The sequence below is a fragment of the Pseudonocardia sp. genome (assembly GCF_050246655.1).
GTDB lineage: Bacteria > Actinomycetota > Actinomycetes > Mycobacteriales > Pseudonocardiaceae > Pseudonocardia.
The window spans coordinates 16,209-31,529 of the sequence record NZ_JBFWVQ010000067.1 but is presented as its reverse complement, the minus strand read 5'-3'; the positions used below and the strand labels follow the sequence as shown (position 1 = coordinate 31,529).

At 74.0% G+C, this 15,321-nt stretch carries 16 protein-coding genes; 11 read left to right on the top strand and 5 right to left on the bottom strand.

Annotation, left to right across the window (positions count from 1 at the left end; all coding sequences use genetic code 11):
* Window positions 1–82: 82 nt before the first annotated feature.
* Complete coding sequence (locus AB7J25_RS20055) at window positions 83–1,114, bottom strand: RecB family exonuclease (protein WP_428511113.1); 1,032 nt, start codon at window positions 1,112–1,114, stop codon at window positions 83–85.
* A gap of 116 nt (window positions 1,115–1,230) precedes the next feature.
* Between AB7J25_RS20055 and AB7J25_RS20050 the strand changes: the two genes are divergently transcribed.
* A complete protein-coding gene (locus AB7J25_RS20050; protein WP_428511112.1) occupies window positions 1,231–1,671 on the top strand; it encodes a hypothetical protein in 441 nt (146 codons plus the stop codon).
* Between the two features lie 57 nt (window positions 1,672–1,728).
* On the opposite strand, the gene AB7J25_RS20045 is transcribed toward AB7J25_RS20050, so the two are convergent.
* A complete protein-coding gene (locus AB7J25_RS20045) occupies window positions 1,729–2,397 on the bottom strand; it encodes a response regulator transcription factor (RefSeq protein WP_428511111.1) in 669 nt (222 codons plus the stop codon).
* Window positions 2,394–4,364: a sensor histidine kinase gene (locus AB7J25_RS20040; protein ID WP_428511110.1), complete on the bottom strand. Its 1,971-nt coding sequence runs from the start codon at window positions 4,362–4,364 to the stop codon at window positions 2,394–2,396. The genes AB7J25_RS20045 and AB7J25_RS20040 overlap by 4 nt, the downstream gene beginning before the upstream one ends.
* A 138-nt stretch (window positions 4,365–4,502) precedes the next feature.
* Here AB7J25_RS20040 and AB7J25_RS20035 point away from each other — a divergent pair, with 138 nt between their 5' ends.
* The 5 genes from AB7J25_RS20035 to AB7J25_RS20015 all read left to right on the top strand — a co-directional run bounded on the left by AB7J25_RS20035 (window position 4,503) and on the right by AB7J25_RS20015 (window position 9,005).
* Window positions 4,503–5,177: a hypothetical protein gene (locus AB7J25_RS20035; protein WP_428511109.1), complete on the top strand. Its 675-nt coding sequence runs from the start codon at window positions 4,503–4,505 to the stop codon at window positions 5,175–5,177.
* Between the two features lie 57 nt (window positions 5,178–5,234).
* Complete coding sequence (locus AB7J25_RS20030) at window positions 5,235–6,113, top strand: tRNA (adenine-N1)-methyltransferase (protein ID WP_428511108.1); 879 nt, start codon at window positions 5,235–5,237, stop codon at window positions 6,111–6,113.
* Between the two features lie 152 nt (window positions 6,114–6,265).
* Window positions 6,266–8,083 carry a proteasome ATPase gene (arc, locus tag AB7J25_RS20025; protein WP_428511107.1) on the top strand — a complete coding sequence of 606 codons (1,818 nt, stop codon included), beginning with the start codon at window positions 6,266–6,268 and terminating at the stop codon, window positions 8,081–8,083.
* 104 nt (window positions 8,084–8,187) lie between these two features.
* Complete coding sequence (locus AB7J25_RS20020; RefSeq protein ID WP_428511106.1) at window positions 8,188–8,562, top strand: YchJ family protein; 375 nt, start codon at window positions 8,188–8,190, stop codon at window positions 8,560–8,562.
* 53 nt (window positions 8,563–8,615) lie between these two features.
* Window positions 8,616–9,005: a VOC family protein gene (locus tag AB7J25_RS20015; RefSeq protein ID WP_428511105.1), complete on the top strand. Its 390-nt coding sequence runs from the start codon at window positions 8,616–8,618 to the stop codon at window positions 9,003–9,005.
* Between the two features lie 312 nt (window positions 9,006–9,317).
* Here the strand turns inward: AB7J25_RS20015 and AB7J25_RS20010 are convergent, their stop codons facing one another.
* Both AB7J25_RS20010 and AB7J25_RS20005 read right to left on the bottom strand, forming a co-directional pair.
* Window positions 9,318–10,052 (bottom strand): helix-turn-helix domain-containing protein, encoded by a 735-nt coding sequence (locus AB7J25_RS20010; RefSeq protein ID WP_428511104.1) that lies wholly within the window; start codon window positions 10,050–10,052, stop codon window positions 9,318–9,320.
* Window positions 10,053–10,318: 266 nt separating this feature from the next.
* Window positions 10,319–10,882 carry a YceI family protein gene (locus AB7J25_RS20005; RefSeq protein WP_428511103.1) on the bottom strand — a complete coding sequence of 188 codons (564 nt, stop codon included), beginning with the start codon at window positions 10,880–10,882 and terminating at the stop codon, window positions 10,319–10,321.
* 89 nt (window positions 10,883–10,971) lie between these two features.
* Between AB7J25_RS20005 and AB7J25_RS20000 the strand changes: the two genes are divergently transcribed.
* The 5 genes from AB7J25_RS20000 to prcA all read left to right on the top strand — a co-directional run bounded on the left by AB7J25_RS20000 (window position 10,972) and on the right by prcA (window position 15,215).
* On the top strand, window positions 10,972–11,487 hold the full coding sequence (locus tag AB7J25_RS20000) for a MarR family winged helix-turn-helix transcriptional regulator (RefSeq protein ID WP_428511102.1): 516 nt from the start codon (window positions 10,972–10,974) through the stop codon (window positions 11,485–11,487).
* 27 nt (window positions 11,488–11,514) lie between these two features.
* On the top strand, window positions 11,515–13,002 hold the full coding sequence (gene dop, locus AB7J25_RS19995) for a depupylase/deamidase Dop (protein ID WP_428511115.1): 1,488 nt from the start codon (window positions 11,515–11,517) through the stop codon (window positions 13,000–13,002).
* 107 nt (window positions 13,003–13,109) lie between these two features.
* Window positions 13,110–13,307, top strand: a complete 198-nt coding sequence (locus tag AB7J25_RS19990) for a ubiquitin-like protein Pup (protein WP_428511101.1) — start codon at window positions 13,110–13,112, stop codon at window positions 13,305–13,307.
* Between the two features lie 186 nt (window positions 13,308–13,493).
* On the top strand, window positions 13,494–14,369 hold the full coding sequence (prcB, locus tag AB7J25_RS19985) for a proteasome subunit beta (RefSeq protein WP_428511100.1): 876 nt from the start codon (window positions 13,494–13,496) through the stop codon (window positions 14,367–14,369).
* A gap of 60 nt (window positions 14,370–14,429) precedes the next feature.
* Complete coding sequence (gene prcA, locus AB7J25_RS19980; protein WP_428511099.1) at window positions 14,430–15,215, top strand: proteasome subunit alpha; 786 nt, start codon at window positions 14,430–14,432, stop codon at window positions 15,213–15,215.
* The last annotated feature ends 106 nt before the right edge of the window (window positions 15,216–15,321 follow it).

Below are 15,321 nucleotides of genomic sequence, written 5' to 3'. Positions count from 1 at the left end.
CTGACCCGAAGCGGTTCGGCGAGCGTGCACCCCGTCAGGTCCGAACCGGACTCCGTGCACACTCGGGGCAACACAGGGCAAGTCAGTCCGCGTGCTCCAGCACCGCAGCCAGCGGGCCGGGAGGCTCCTCGATCGCCGCCGCATCGGCGGGCCAGCCCGGGTACGGCGGCGGCTCGCCGTCCCACGCGGGGCAGCGGGCCCGGTGGCTGCACCAGTCGCAGCCGCGGCCGGGGTTGGGCCGGAAGTCCCCGGTGGCGCCCGCCGCGCGGATCGCCGCCCAGATCGCCTCGAGGGTGCGCTCGAACCGGCGCAGCTCCGCCTCCTCCGCGGCGTAGGTGAGCGACTCGCCGTCCGCGAGGTACAGCAGCCGCAGCTGGGTGGGCACCCTGCCGCGCAGGTGCAGCAGCGCGAGCGCGTAGAACTTCATCTGGAACAGCGCCCGCGCCTCGTGCATCTCCCGGGGAGCGGGGCCGGTCTTGTAGTCGACGATCCGGACCTCGCCGGTGGCGGCGACGTCCACCCGGTCCAGGTAGCCGCGCAGCAGCAGGCCCGAGGCCAGCTCCGTCTCCACGAGCAGCTCGCGGGCCTCCGGCTCCAGGCGCCGCGGATCCTCCAGCGCGAAGTACGCCTCCAGCAGCGTGCCGGCGGACTCCAGCCACTCCGCCAGCTCTGGATCGTCCGGACCGGTGAACAGGGCCGTGAGCAGCTCCGGCGCCTCCCCGCAGAGCTCCTCCCAGGTGGGGGCCACGAGCGCCCGCGCGACCGACGGCACCCGCCGCGGCGCCGGGAGATCGAACAGCCGCTCCAGCACCGCGTGCACGAGCGTGCCACGCACCTGCGCCCGCGACGGCACCTCCGGCAGCCGGTCGATCGCGCGGAACCGGTAGAGCAGCGGGCACTGCTTGAAGTCGCCCGCCCGCGACGGGGACAGCGCCGGGCGCCGCGGGGGTTCGGCGTCCGGGCCGGCCGCGCCGTTCCCCGCGCCGTTCCCCGCGCCGACCGTGTCCCCGCCGGCCGCGCCGTCCCCCGCGCCGTCCCCCGCGCCGTCCCCGTCTGCGCCGTCTGCGGGGACGGCGCCCACTGCGGGGACGTCCGCGAGGCTCGCCCGGTCCATGGGCGGCAGCGTAGGCGAGCCCACCGACAGGATCGTCGACGCCGCTCGGCCGCCGCGGATGCACCGTTCGCCGGACCGGCGCGTGATCGTCGCCGGGTACTGCGTACGGTCGTCCGATGAGGATCATCCGGACGGCCGCGCTGGTCACGGCGCTGGGCCTGGTGCCCGCCGTGATCGCGGGCTGCGGATCGTCGGAGACGGACGAAGCCGGCGTGCAGACGGTCTTCCGCGCCTACCACGCCGCGCTCCTCGCCCGGGACTTCCCCACGGCGTGTGCGCTCAACGCGCCGGAGACGAGCGCAGAGCTCGTCCGCAACGTCAACGCCGGGGGTGGCAGCGCCGGCAGCTGCGAGGAGGCGCTCGCCGCGGTCTACGGCGGCCCGGGAGCCACCGTCGCGGACGAGGTGAGCCGCACCGCCACGGTCGACGACGTCGCCGTGGAGGGCGACACCGCCCATCTCACCTGGACCTTCGACGCGAGCGGCGGCGCCCGGACCGTCAACACCGGCCTGCGGCGCATCGACGGGCAGTGGCGGCTGCTCGACGCCGGCGCCTGACGGGCCGTCCCCGGGCCGGATCGTTCGTCACGGACCCGCACCTGCCGGGCCGGTCCCTCAGCCCAGGCCCGCCCGCCGGGCGCGCAGCACCGCCTCGGCCCGGTCGGCCGCGTGCAGCTTGGCCAGGACGTTCGACACGTAGTTGCGGACGGTCTTGGGGCGCAGGGCGAGCCGCCGCCCGATCTCGGCGTTGGTCAGGCCTGCGGCGAGCTGGCGCAGGATCTCGTGCTCCCGGTCGGTGAGCTCGGGGAACACCGTCCGCCCCGGTGGAGGTGCGGCGAGCGCCCCGAGCAGCCGGGCCGCGACCGCGGGTGAGAACACGGACTCGCCCGCGGCGACGGCGCGCACGGCCGCCACGATCCGCGCGGGCTCGGCGTCCTTCAGCAGGTAGCCGCGGGCCCCGGCGCGCACCGCGGCGGTGACGGAGTCGTCGGAGAGCATGGTGAGCACGAGCGTCGCGACCCGGGGCGCGGCGACCGAGAGCGTGCGGAGCAGCTCGACGCCGTCCGTGCCCGCGAGGTCGAGATCGACGACGGCGACGTCCGGGGCGGTCTCCTCGATCACCTCCAACGCCTGGCCCGCGGTGCCGGCCTCGCCGACGACGGCGATGTCGCCCTCGGCCTCCAGCCGCATGCGCAGCCCGAACCGGAACGTCGGATGGTCCTCGACCAGGACGACATCGATCCGGGCGTCGATCGGGCCGTCGTCGCGCTCCGGGCCGCTCATCGGGGGAACCTCGCGCGGACCCGGGTGCCCCGCCCGCCCGGCCCGGACCCGATCTCGACGGCACCGCCGAGCTCCGTGGCCCGCTCGCGCATGGTCGCGGTCCCGATGCCGTCGACCGCGCCGGTGCGGCCGCGGCCGTCGTCGTCCACGACGAGCGAGACGTCGGGCCCGACGGTCAGCTCCACCCGGGCGCTCGTGGCGTCGGCGTGCTTGACGACGTTGGTCAGCGCCTCCTGTGCGATCCGCAGCAGCGCCACCTCCAAGGCTGACGGCAGGCCCGCCGCGGCCGGGTCGACGTCGAGCTGCACCGGCAGGCCCGCGAGACCCAGCCGCTCCGCCTCGGCCCCGAGTGCCACGGGCAGCCCGCCGCGGTCCAGCGCGGCCGGGCGCAGGTCCTGGGCGAGGCGCCGCACCTCGCCGATCGCAGCACGCGCCTGATCCTCGAGGTGTTCGAGCAGGTCGGGGCGCGCGTCCGAGACACGGATGGTGTCCAGCACGAGCAGCTGCGACGCCAGCAGCGGGCCGACACCGTCGTGCAACTCGCGGCGCAGCCTGCGGCGCTCGTCCTCCCGGACCCCCGCCGCGGCCGCCCGCGCCGCACGCAGCTCCTGCGCCTCCTCACGGGCCCGCAGCACGAGCACGACGAACGGCAGCACCTCGTCGAGCACCCGGCGGTGGTGTCGGTCCAGGCGGCGGGCCCCGCGGGGCGGGTCGAGCAGCAGCGCACCGACCGTCTCCCCGCCCGCGTCGACGATCGTCTCCCGCAGCGACGCCCCCGGTCCGCCGTGGACCCACACCGGGTCGCCGTGGCGGTCCAGCACCGTGACCCGCGGCAGGCCGAGGCCCGTCGCGATCGTCGCGGCGACGTCCCCGTCCGGCGCCGGGGTGCGGTCCCCGGCCAGCGCCGCGAGCGCGCGGGCGAGCCCCTGCCCGCCGAGGAGGCGCCGCCGCAGCCGGTCACGCAGCGCGAACGCGACGAGCGCGCCCGCCAGCGCGAGGAGCCCCGCCGCCACGCCACCGAGCACCGGGGCCGCCTCGCCCACCAGCGGCCCCGCGAGCGCGACCATTACCACGTAGCCGACGGCGAGCAGCGCCACCGCCGCGCCGTACACCACCGTCCGGCGCACCGCGAGATCGACGCCGTAGAGCCGGTACCGGAACAGCGCCACGAGGATCCCGACGTACAGCGCCAGGGCGGCGAGGTGGTCCAGCACCGCGACCAGCGGCTGAGCCGGCGCGACCGTCTCCGCTGCGGCGGTGGCCGCGCCCACCACGACGACGACGGTGAGCAGCAGCGGGAAGACGGCCTTCGCCTGCTGGCGGGCCACCCAGTCCGAGCGGGTGCGGTAGCGGTGCACCTGCACGCCCAGGAAGCCCAGCCAGGTGGCGAGCTCGACCACCGCGACGGCGTCCGACTCGCCGACACCCGGCGCCACCAGCCGCGACCCGGTGAGCGACGCGGCGATCACCACGGCGGGCACCGGCCACGCCCAGCGCGTCCATCGCGGGTGCCAGCACCCGTCCGGGAACAGCGCGACGAACAGGGGGATCGTCACGGCCACCAGCAGCCCGGCGACCACCTCCAGGACGGCACCGGCGGGGGACGTCGCGGCGAGCGCCGTCCCGAACGCCCGCGCCGCCCCGACGGGCAGCAGCACCGCCGTCACGACGGCGAGCAGGCGCACGCCGGTCACCCGCGTGAGGACGAGGAACGCCGCGGCCACCGCCGCGGCGAGCCCCACCCAGGCGAGGACCGCCATCGCCACCGCGTAGGCCCACGTCGTGATCCCGAGCTCCGGGAGGAGCCGCGCGAGCTCGGCGGAGGGCCGCTCGACCGGCACGCAGATCCCGTCGGGGCACGGCACCGACACCGCGTCGACGAACGCCGGCGTCGCGACCACCGCCCACGCCACGACCGGCGCCAGCACCGCGGCCGCCGCGAGCCGGTGCAGGGGCGGGCCGGTCACGGTGGGCTCCCTGGCTCAGCGCGGGCAGACGCCCACATCGTGGCGGACGGCCCGGCTCACGCCAAGGGACGTCGCGTCCCTGGTACCCGGGCCGGCGGGACGGGCAGCGTCGCAGCGACGCCGACCGTCAGGAGACCGATGATGTCGACCCTCGACCGCAGTGCCCCGCCCACCCTCACCGGTGGCCGCGCCGCCGCCTTCCGGCGGGCCGGCAGGTGGCTCCTCGCGAGCGCCGCCGCAGGCCTCGCCGCCCTCGCGACGGTGATCACCGTGGAGGTCACGTCCGGTACCGCCGAGGCTGCCCAGCGGGCCGCGGACCGCCTCGGCGTCGGGGTCGACGAACTGCCCGCCGACGTCGTGTCGGACGTCTACGGCCACCCGACCTGGGCCGAGGAGCTGCTGCTCTCCGTGCCGCTCGCCCTGGTCGGGGTGCTGTTCGTGGTCGCGGTACGGGCTGCGGTCCGGCCGGCCGGGGGTGGTCCCCTCGCCACTGCGGCGACCGTCCTCGCCGGGGGCTGCGCGGCCTTCTGGATCGGGACCATCGGGCTCTCCGGGCTCGTCAACGTCGAGGCGCTGGCGGTGCAGCACTGGATCGGGCCGCTCGTGGTGCTGACGGTCGCGACGGGCGGGGCCGCCCTGGCCGCACTCGCGGTGCTGCTGCGCCGCTGCGGGGTCGCCCGGCGCAGCGCGACGACCGTCGGGGTCCTGGGGGTGCTGTCCGTGATCGGCTGCTTCGCGCTTCCGCCGGTCGCGCCGATCCTGTTCGGTGCCGTCGCGGGCGTCGGGCTGGTCCGGACCCGCGGCGGCGGGTGAGCCGCCCGCGCGGTGGGCGGCCCCGCGAGGGGGTGGGCCGCCCACTAGCGTGACGTCGTGCCCGACCCCGCCAGCCCCGTCGACAGCCCGACCCCCGCGCGGCCGGCCGTCCGCGCCCGCGGCGGCCCCTTCCGTGACGGCGACCGCGTGCAGCTCACCGACGCGAAGGGCCGCCACTACACCGTGACGCTGCAGGCCGGGGCCGAGTACCACACCCACCGCGGCGGGCTGCGCCACGACGACCTGATCGGGCGGCCCGAGGGCAGCCTGGTCCACTCGCCGGTCGGGACGCCCTACCTCGCGCTGCGACCCCGGCTGGCCGACTACGTGCTGTCGATGCCGCGCGGCGCACAGGTCGTCTACCCGAAGGACGCCGCCCAGATCCTCATGTGGGGTGACGTCTTCCCGGGTGCACGGGTGCTGGAGGCGGGTGCCGGCTCGGGGGCACTCACCTGTTCGCTGCTGCAGGCCGTCGGGCCGCACGGCTGCGTCACGTCCTACGAGGTGCGGGCCGACCACCTGGAGTTCGCGGAGCGCAACGTCACCACGTTCTTCGGCGAGACCCCGCCGAACTGGACGCGCCACCTCGGCGACGTCGCGGGCCACACCGGCGAGGTGGACCGGGCCGTGCTCGACATGCTGGCGCCGTGGGAGGTGCTGGACACGGTCGCGAAATCGCTGGTCGCGGGGGGTGTCCTGGTCGGCTACGTCGCCACCACCACGCAGCTGTCGCGCCTGGTCGAGACGCTGCGCGAGCAGCAGTGCTGGACCGAGCCACAGGCGTGGGAGACACTGATGCGTCCGTGGCACGTGGTGGGCCTCGCCGTGCGCCCGGAACACCGCATGCAGGGTCACACAGCGTTCCTGGTGACGGCCCGGCGGCTCGCGGACGGTGTGTCGCCCCCTCGCCCACAGCGCCGACCGACCGCACGCTGACCGCCATCCGGCTCACACGCACCGTCACGGACCGCAGGATGCCCGCCCCGTCAAGGTGCCGTCCGGCTGAGTGACGGATCACCGGTTCGTTGCACCGATCTCACTCGCGTGCCCAGGTACCGTATGGAAACGGAACACGGAGGGAGGATGCCGTGAACCCTTACGACGACGGGCCCGGCAGGCGTAGCTCGGGTGGCGACGCGGAGTACAGCCCGGCGGAGGCCGCGGCGCAGATCCGCTACCTCGAGGAAGAGGTCGCCCTCCTGCGCCGCAAGCTCACCGAGTCCCCCCGGCACGCGCGGATCCTGGAGCAGCGCCTGGCGGAGTCCGCCAGCAGGCTCTCGCAGCTCTCCGCCCGCAACGAGAAGCTCACCGAGACCCTCAAGGAAGCGCGCAGCCAGCTCATCGCGCTGCGCGAGGAGGTCGACCGCCTCGCCCAGCCGCCGAGCGGGTACGGCGTCTTCCTGGCGCGCTTCCCGGACGAGACCGTCGACGTCTTCACCTCCGGGCGCCGGATGCGCGTCGCGGTGTCGCCCGCCGTCCCCACCGAGGAGCTGCGGGCAGGCCAGACGGTTCGGCTCAACGAGGCGCTCACCGTCGTCGAGGCGGGCGATTTCGAGCGCACCGGTGAGGTCTGCGCCCTGCGCGAGGTCCTCACCGAGCCCACCGCGGACGGCATCGCGGGCCGCGCGCTGGTCGTGGGGCACGCCGACGAGGAGCGCGTGGTGTGGCTCGCCGCCCCGCTCACCCTGGACAACGAGCACCCGGACTTCGTCCCGCTCAAGCCGGGCGACTCCCTGCTCGTCGACACCAAGGCCGGCTACGCCTACGAGCGCGTGCCGAAGGCCGAGGTCGAGGACCTCGTGCTGGAGGAGGTGCCGGACGTCGCCTACGAGGACATCGGCGGCCTGTTCCGGCAGATCGAGCAGATCCGCGACGCCGTCGAGCTGCCGTTCCTGCACGCCGAGCTGTTCCGCGAGTACGAGCTGCGCCCGCCGAAGGGCGTGCTGCTCTACGGTCCGCCCGGCTGCGGCAAGACGCTCATCGCGAAGGCGGTGGCGAACTCGCTGGCCAAGAAGGTCGCCGCCGCCCGCGGCGACGACCCGAACGAGGCCCGCTCGTTCTTCCTCAACATCAAGGGCCCGGAGCTGCTCAACAAGTTCGTCGGCGAGACCGAGCGGCACATCCGGCTGATCTTCCAGCGGGCGCGCGAGAAGGCGTCCGCCGGCACCCCGGTCATCGTGTTCTTCGACGAGATGGACTCGATCTTCCGCACCCGCGGCTCGGGCGTGTCGTCGGACGTCGAGACGACGATCGTGCCGCAGCTGCTCGCCGAGATCGACGGCGTCGAGGGCCTGGAGAACGTCATCGTCATCGGCGCCTCCAACCGCGAGGACATGATCGACCCGGCGATCCTGCGGCCCGGCCGCCTGGACGTCAAGATCAAGATCGAGCGGCCGGACGCCGAGGCGGCGCAGGACATCTTCTCCAAGTACCTCACCGAGACCCTGCCGATCCACACCGACGACATCGCCGAGTTCGCCGGCAACCGCAAGGCCTGCATCGACGCGATGATCCAGCGCGTCGTCGAGCGGATGTACGACGAGACCGAGGAGAACCGGTTCCTGGAGGTCACCTACGCCAACGGCGACAAGGAGACGCTCTACTTCAAGGACTTCAACTCCGGCGCCATGATCCAGAACATCGTGGACCGCTCCAAGAAGGCCGCGATCAAGTCGGTGCTCGAGACGGGCCAGCCGGGCCTGCGCGTGCAGCACCTGCTGGACGCGATCGTCGACGAGTTCGCCGAGAACGAGGACCTGCCCAACACCACCAACCCCGACGACTGGGCGCGCATCTCCGGCAAGAAGGGCGAGCGGATCGTCTACATCCGCACGCTCGTCACCGGCAAGAACGCCGAGTCCGGCCGGGCGATCGACACGGCGAGCAACACCGGCCAGTACCTGTAGGCCCGTCGCGACGGCCCCGGACCAGCGCGGTCCGGGGCCGTTCGTCCGTGCTGGTGGGGACGGGACCCGTCGGACGAACGTCGCGACCGGTAGCGTGGCGCGGCGTGCCGGTCCCCAGGTCGCCGGGCGGCTGCCCGTGCGGGCTGCCCGCGCCGTACGACGCGTGCTGCGGCCGCTACCACCGCGGCGCGTCCCCACCGACCGCCGAGGCGCTGATGCGGTCGCGCTACACCGCGTTCGCCGTGGGGGACACGGCCTTCCTGCACGAGACCTGGGACCCCGAGACGCGCCCGCGGCGCGTCATCGCCGATTCCCGCCTGCGCTGGACCGGCCTGGAGGTGATCGGCCGGACCGGGGGCGGGCTGTTCGAGGCCGAGGGCACCGTCGACTTCCGCGCGCATCACGACGGCGCGGTGGTCGCCGAGAGCAGCCGGTTCCGGAGGCTCGACGGGCGATGGGTGTACGTCGGTCCCGCCTGAGGCTGTCCGATCCGTTCACGACCACGCCGGGTCGGCCCTCGTAGCGTGCGGGAATGAACGCACGACTGGACGCCATCGGCGTCGTGGTGAGCGACATGGCCAAGGCGCTCGACTTCTACCGCCTCCTGGAGCTGGAGGTGCCTCCCGACGCGGCCGGTGCGCCGCACGTCGAGGTGGCGCTGCCCGGTGGCCTGCGGCTGATGTTCGACACGGAGGCGACGATCCGTTCGTTCCACCCCGGCTGGGAGCCGCCCGCGGCCGGGGGGCGCGTGCACCTCGCGTTCCTGTTCCCGGACGCCGCCGGGGTGGACGCCGCGTACGCGGCCGTGGTCGGGGCGGGTCACGCGGGTGAGCTGCCGCCGTTCGACGCGCCGTGGGGGCAGCGCTACGCGGTGGTCCGGGACCCGGACGGCAACGGGGTGGACCTGTTCGCGGCGCTGTAGCGGCTCGGTGTGTCGGCAGCTCGGTGCGTCGGCGGTGGCCGTCGGTGCGGCGGACCGGTGACAGATCGGCGCCCGGCTGGCGTGGTGAGGCCGGCGGGGTGCCGGTCGCGCACCCGAGGCCGGTCGCACACACCGGCGGCTGGTCGCACAGACCCGGGGCCGGTCGCACACACCGGCGGCCGGTCGCACAGACCCGGGGCTGGTCGCACACACCGTCGGCGGTATGTGTGGCCTGCGCGCGGTGTGTGCGAGCGCTGGAACACATGTGCGAGCGGCGGGTCTGGGCCCTCGGGGCGGGTCCGATCCCGCCGATCAGCGACGCGCGGCAAGCGCGGCCGGCGAGATGCCCGCGAGGGTGCGCACCTCGCGTGAGAGGTGCGGCTGGTCGGCGTACCCGGCACGGGCGGCCACCTCCGCGGGGGCCACGCCCGCGGTGAGCAGCGCGCCTGCGCGGCGGAACCGCAGCACGCGGCGCAGGACGGCGGGCCCGTAGCCGAACGCCGCGAGGCAGCGGCGGTGCAGGGTGCGGTTGGTCCAGCCGAGAGTGTCCGCGGTGTCGGCGGCGGAGGCGCCGGTGCCGAGCCGGGCGGCGACGGCCCGGATCTCCGGTTCGGGCGGGGCGCCCGGAAGCTCGACCGCGAGCGCCGCAAGGACGCGCAGCGCCTCCACGTCGTGCTCTCGGGAGCGGTCGCGAGCCGCTGGAACGTCGCGGGCGAGCCGTTCCTCCACCGCGGGGGCGAGCCGGGGGAGCAGCGTCGCGAGGGGCACCCGCCGGTCCCGCAGCTCCGCTGCGGGCACCCCGAGCAGCGCCGGAAGGACGCCCGGTGCGAACCGCAGGCCGGCCGCCGCGACCCCGGCGGAGCGCACCGCCGGGTGGGCCCCGGTGTCCGGCCCGGCGACCAGCAGCTGCGTTCCCGTCCAGACGAGGTCCATGCAACCGTCGGGCAGCACATCGGTGACGAGGTCCGCCGCGCCTGCCCCCGACGTCCACCCGCACTCGACCAGCCCACGCCAGCCCCCGGTGGGCAGGTGCTCGCGGTAGCTCACGAACCGACGGTAGGCCTCGGGCGCGGTGGACGGCAGCCCGACCGCAGGTACCCGCGGGCGCCCACCCCCGTGCGGCCCCGCGCCTCGCCGTGCCGCCGGCCCAGTACGCCCGGGCTACCGCCGGGCGCTGGTGGCGGCCCCGCGCCCTCGCCGTGCCGCCGCACACCCGCCCACACCACCACCCCTCACGCGCGAACGGCACGGACGGGAAGACTTACTTCCCATACGTGCCGTTCGCGCAACAGGTGGGACCGGGCCACAGGCGATCAGCCCTGGCGCAGGACGGCCTCGATCTCCAGGGTGATCTGCACCTTCTCGCCCACGACCACGCCGCCGCCGTCCATCGGCATCTTGATGTCGACGCCGAAGTCGCTGCGGTTGATGCTGGTCGAGGCCGAGAACCCGGCGCGGGTGCCGCCGAAGGGGTCGGGGCTGATGCCGTTGACCTCGAGCGCGAACGTGACGGGCCGGGTGACGCCCTTGATGGTCAGCTCGCCGTCGAGCGCGTAGTCGTCACCGTCGGCGCGCACCGCGGTGGAGCGGAACGTCCACGTCGGGTGGTTGGCCACGTCGAAGAAGTCGGCCGAGCGGATGTGCTCGTCGCGCTGGGACGTACCGGTGTCGATGGACGCCGCGTCGACCGATGCGGTGACCACCGAGCCGGTGATGTCGTCGCCGGTCACGATCTCCCCGCTGACCTGCGTGAAGCGGCCGCGTACCTTGCTCACCATCATGTGACGGACGGTGAAGGAGACGTCGGAGTGCACCGGGTCGATGTCCCAGGTCCCCGCGACGTAACCGGGGATCGAGGTGTGGGTGGGAGCGGACATCGGAGGATCCTCCTCGTAGTTAGTTGAACTCTCAACTGAGAGCTACGATAGGGGGAACGCATTGAGGGCTCAACTATTCCTGGAGTGACGTGGACCACATCCGGTGGCTCACCGCCGACGAGCAGCGCACATGGCGCAGCTTCCTGTCCGCGGGGCGCCTCTTCTTCGACCTGCTGGACCGCCAGCTCCAGCACGACGCCGGCCTGCCGCACGCCTACTACGAGATCCTCGTCCGGCTCTCCGAGGCGCCGGACCGCACGCTGCGGATGAGCGAACTCGCGGAGAGCTCGCTGTCCTCGCGCAGCCGCCTCTCCCACGCCGTGGCGCGGCTGGAGGAGGCCGGCTGGGTGGAGCGGCGGGCCTGCCCGACGGACCGGCGCGGTGCCTTCGCCCACCTGACGGACGCGGGTTTCGCGCGGCTCGCCGAGGCCGCCGCCGGCCACGTCGAGGCGGTCCGGACCCACCTGTTCGACCAGCTCACCGTCGAGCAGCAGCACGCCCTGCGCGAGATCAGCGAGAAACTGCTGGCCCACCTCGGCGGCACGCGGGTCCCCCTGCCGCCTGCGTCGGACGGCTCACCCGGACCGGACGGTTCGACCGACTAGGCTCGGGACGTGACCGCGCATCGCATCATGGGCACCGAGGTCGAGTACGGGATCTCGGTCCCGGGCGACCCGACGGCGAACCCGGTGATCACCTCCACCCAGGTCGTGCTCGCCTATGCCGCCGCCGCGGAGATCCCGCGCTCGCGGCGCGCCCGCTGGGACTACGAGGTGGAGTCGCCGCTGCGCGACGCCCGCGGTTTCGACCTGTCCGCGCCGACGCTGCACACCCCGAACGACTCCGAGCTCGACGACCTCGGCGCCGCGAACGTCATCCTCACCAACGGCGCCCGCCTCTACGTCGACCACGCGCATCCGGAGTTCTCCACGCCCGAGGTCACCGTCCCGCGCGACGTCGTGATCTGGGACAAGGCGGGGGAGCGCGTCATGGAGGAGGCGGCCATGCGCTCGGCAACCGTCCCCGGCGCGCCGCGGATCCAGCTCTACAAGAACAACGTGGACGGCAAGGGCGCGAGCTACGGCAGCCACGAGAACTACCTCATGGCCCGCTCGACGACGTTCCCCTCGATCGTCGCGGGCCTCACCCCGTTCTTCGTCACCCGCCAGGTCGTGTGCGGCTCCGGCCGGGTGGGCATCGGCGTCGCCGGCGACGAGGCGGGCTACCAGCTCGCCCAGCGCGCGGACTACATCGAGGTCGAGGTGGGGCTGGAGACCACCCTCAAGCGCGGCATCATCAACACCCGCGACGAGCCGCACGCGGACGCCGACAAGTACCGCCGCCTGCACGTCATCATCGGTGACGCGAACATGAGCGAGTACTCGACGCTGCTGAAGGTCGGCACCACCGCGATCGTCCTCGACATGATCGAGAAGGGCGTCCGGTTCGACGAGCTGCGCCTGGCCGAGCCGGTCCGCTCCGTGCACCGGATCAGCCACGACCCGACGCTGAAGACCACCGTCGAGCTCGCCGACGGCCGCAAGCTCACCGCCCTGGACGTGCAGCGGGCCTACTTCGACAAGGCACTCGCGCACGTGGGCGACGAGCCGGACGAGGCCACCCGCGAGGTGCTCACGCTCTGGGGCGAGGTGCTCGACGGGCTGGCCCGCGACCCGATGGAGTGCGCGGACCGGCTGGACTGGCCCGCCAAGCTGCGCCTGCTGGAGGGCTACCGCGAGCGGGACGGCCTGCAGTGGAGCTCACCCCGCCTGCATCTGGTCGACCTGCAGTACTCCGACGTGCGCATGGCCAAGGGGCTCTACAACCGGCTGGTCGCGCGCGGGTCGATGAAGCGGCTGGTCTGCGAGGACGACGTGCAGGACGCGATGCACCGCCCGCCGGAGGACACCCGCGCCTACTTCCGCGGGCGCTGCCTGGAGCGCTACCCGACGGAGGTCGCCGCGGCGTCGTGGGACTCGGTCATCTTCGATCTGGGCCGGGAGTCCCTCGTGCGGATCCCCACCCTGGAGCCGCTGCGCGGCACCCGTCGCCACGTCGGGGAGCTGCTGGACAACTCCCGCACCGCCGAGGAACTCGTCGAGGCTCTGACCAGGGGATGAGCCGCGCGAGGCCGGTCGCACGAGGGTGTGCGGGGCCTCGATCACGGGCATTTGTCGGTCCGGCTGGGTAGTGTTCAGCTGCAGCTCGCGGACGAGGAGGCACACCCATGTCGCAGGAGCAGACCAAGCGCCAGGGCGGTGGCGGCGGGGACGAAGACGACGCCGCGGACGCCGCGGCGGCCGGCCAGGAACGCCGGGAGAAGCTCGGCGAGGACGTCGACACGATCCTCGACGAGATCGACGACGTCCTGGAGGAGAACGCCGAGGACTTCGTCCGCGCCTACGTGCAAAAGGGCGGCGAGTAACCTCTCGCGCACACGGGAGCCGCGGCCGGCCGGCCGCGGCTCCCGCTCCGTAGCCGTGTCGCAAGCCGTGTCGCGATGGCCACCCCCGGGCGCGCGTCCGGCATGATCCGGTCACCCGATCGGACCGCACGATCCCGCAGGACCCCGCTCCGCCACGAGACCCCGAGAAGAGGCATCCACCCGACCATGGACCACTCGCCGGTCCCGCCGCCGAGCGGCCTGGGCGCGTACCTCGCGCCGGGCCCCTCGTCGTTCACCGACTTCGTCGCCGCCCACGCTCCCCATCTGCTGCCCGTGCGCTTGCCGGAGGGCATGGCGCCCGGCGTGCTCGGCCACCCCACGTCCGGGCACTCGCCTGCCGACGTCGTGCACGGCACCACCATCGTCGCGATGACGTTCGCCGAGGGCGTGGTGATCGCCGGCGACCGCCGGGCCACCCAGGGCAACCTCATCGCCCAGCGCGACATCGAGAAGGTCTTCGTCACGGACTCGTACTCGGCCGTGGGCATCGCCGGGGTCGCGGGGATCGGGGTGGAGCTGGTGCGGCTGTTCGCCGTCGACCTGGAGCACTACGAGAAGATCGAGGGCGTGCCGCTGTCGCTGGACGGGAAGGCGAACAAGCTCTCCGGCATGGTGCGCGGCAACCTGGGTGCGGCCATGCAGGGCCTCACGGCGGTGCCGCTGTTCGCCGGCTACGACGTCGACGCGGCCGATCCCGCCGACGCCGGGCGCATCGTGAGCTACGACATCACCGGCAGCCGGGCCGACGAGCAGCGGGGATACCAGGCCATCGGCTCCGGATCGCTGTTCGCGAAGGCGGCGCTCAAGAAGCGCTACGACCCGATGGCCGACCTGCCCACGACGATCCGGACGGCCCTCGAGGCGCTCTACGACGCCGCGGACGACGACACCGCCACCGGCGGCCCGGACGTCGTGCGCAAGCTGTTCCCGGTGGTCGTCAGCATCACCGGTGCCGAGGGCGCGGTGCGCCACACGGACGAGGAGATCGGCGCCGTCGTCGCCGAGATCGTCGCCGCGCGCGCCGAGAAGCCCGGTGGCTGAGCGGCTCCCGATGACCCGCTCCTCCCACGTTGAGATCGTGATGACACTGGAGTCCGCGCCGTGACCATGCCGTTCTACTCCTCGGTCGACCAGCTGCTGCGCGACCGCTCGGAGCTCGCCCGCAAGGGCATCGCCCGCGGCCGCAGCGTGGTGGTGCTCACCTACGACGGCGGCGTGCTGTTCGTCGCGGAGAACCGCTCGGCGTCGCTGCGCAAGGTCTCGGAGATCTACGACCGGATCGGGTTCGCCGCGGTCGGGCGCTACAACGAGTTCGAGCAGCTGCGCACCGCGGGGATCCGCATGGCGGACGTCCGCGGGTACTCCTACGACCGCCGCGACGTCACCGGCCGGATGCTCGCCAACGCCTACGCGCAGGTGCTCGGCACGTCGTTCATCGAGCAGCAGAAGCCCTACGAGGTGGAGCTGTGCGTCGCCGAGGTCGGCACGGCGGCGGGTGCGGACCAGCTGTTCCGCATCACCTACGACGGCTCCATCAGCGACGAGCCGAGCTTCGTGGTGATGGGCGGCACCACCGAGCCGATCAGCGCCAAGCTGCGCGAGACGTTCGAGGCGGGCCTGGAGCTCGGCGCGGCCGTCTCCATCGCGGTGAAGGGCCTGGAGACCGGTGGCGGCACGCCGGCGTCGGGCACCTCCACGGCCAACGGTGGCGCGGCGGCGGCGCGCACTCTCGGCGTCGCGGCGTTGGAGGTGGCGGTGCTGGAACGGTCGCGGCCGCGTCGGGCGTTCCGCCGCATCAGCGCCACGGCGCTGCGCTCGCTGCTGCCCGCCGAGAACCGGGGCGCGGACGGGGAGGCCCCGGCGGGCGGGGACACACCCGAGGCCTGAGGGGGTAGCCGGGCGGCGCGAGGCGGGGCGTGCGATGGCCCCGTCCTCGCAGACCCCCGGCACGGTTCGCAGGGGCTGCGGCCCCTGCGAGGCGTTCGCGTGCCCT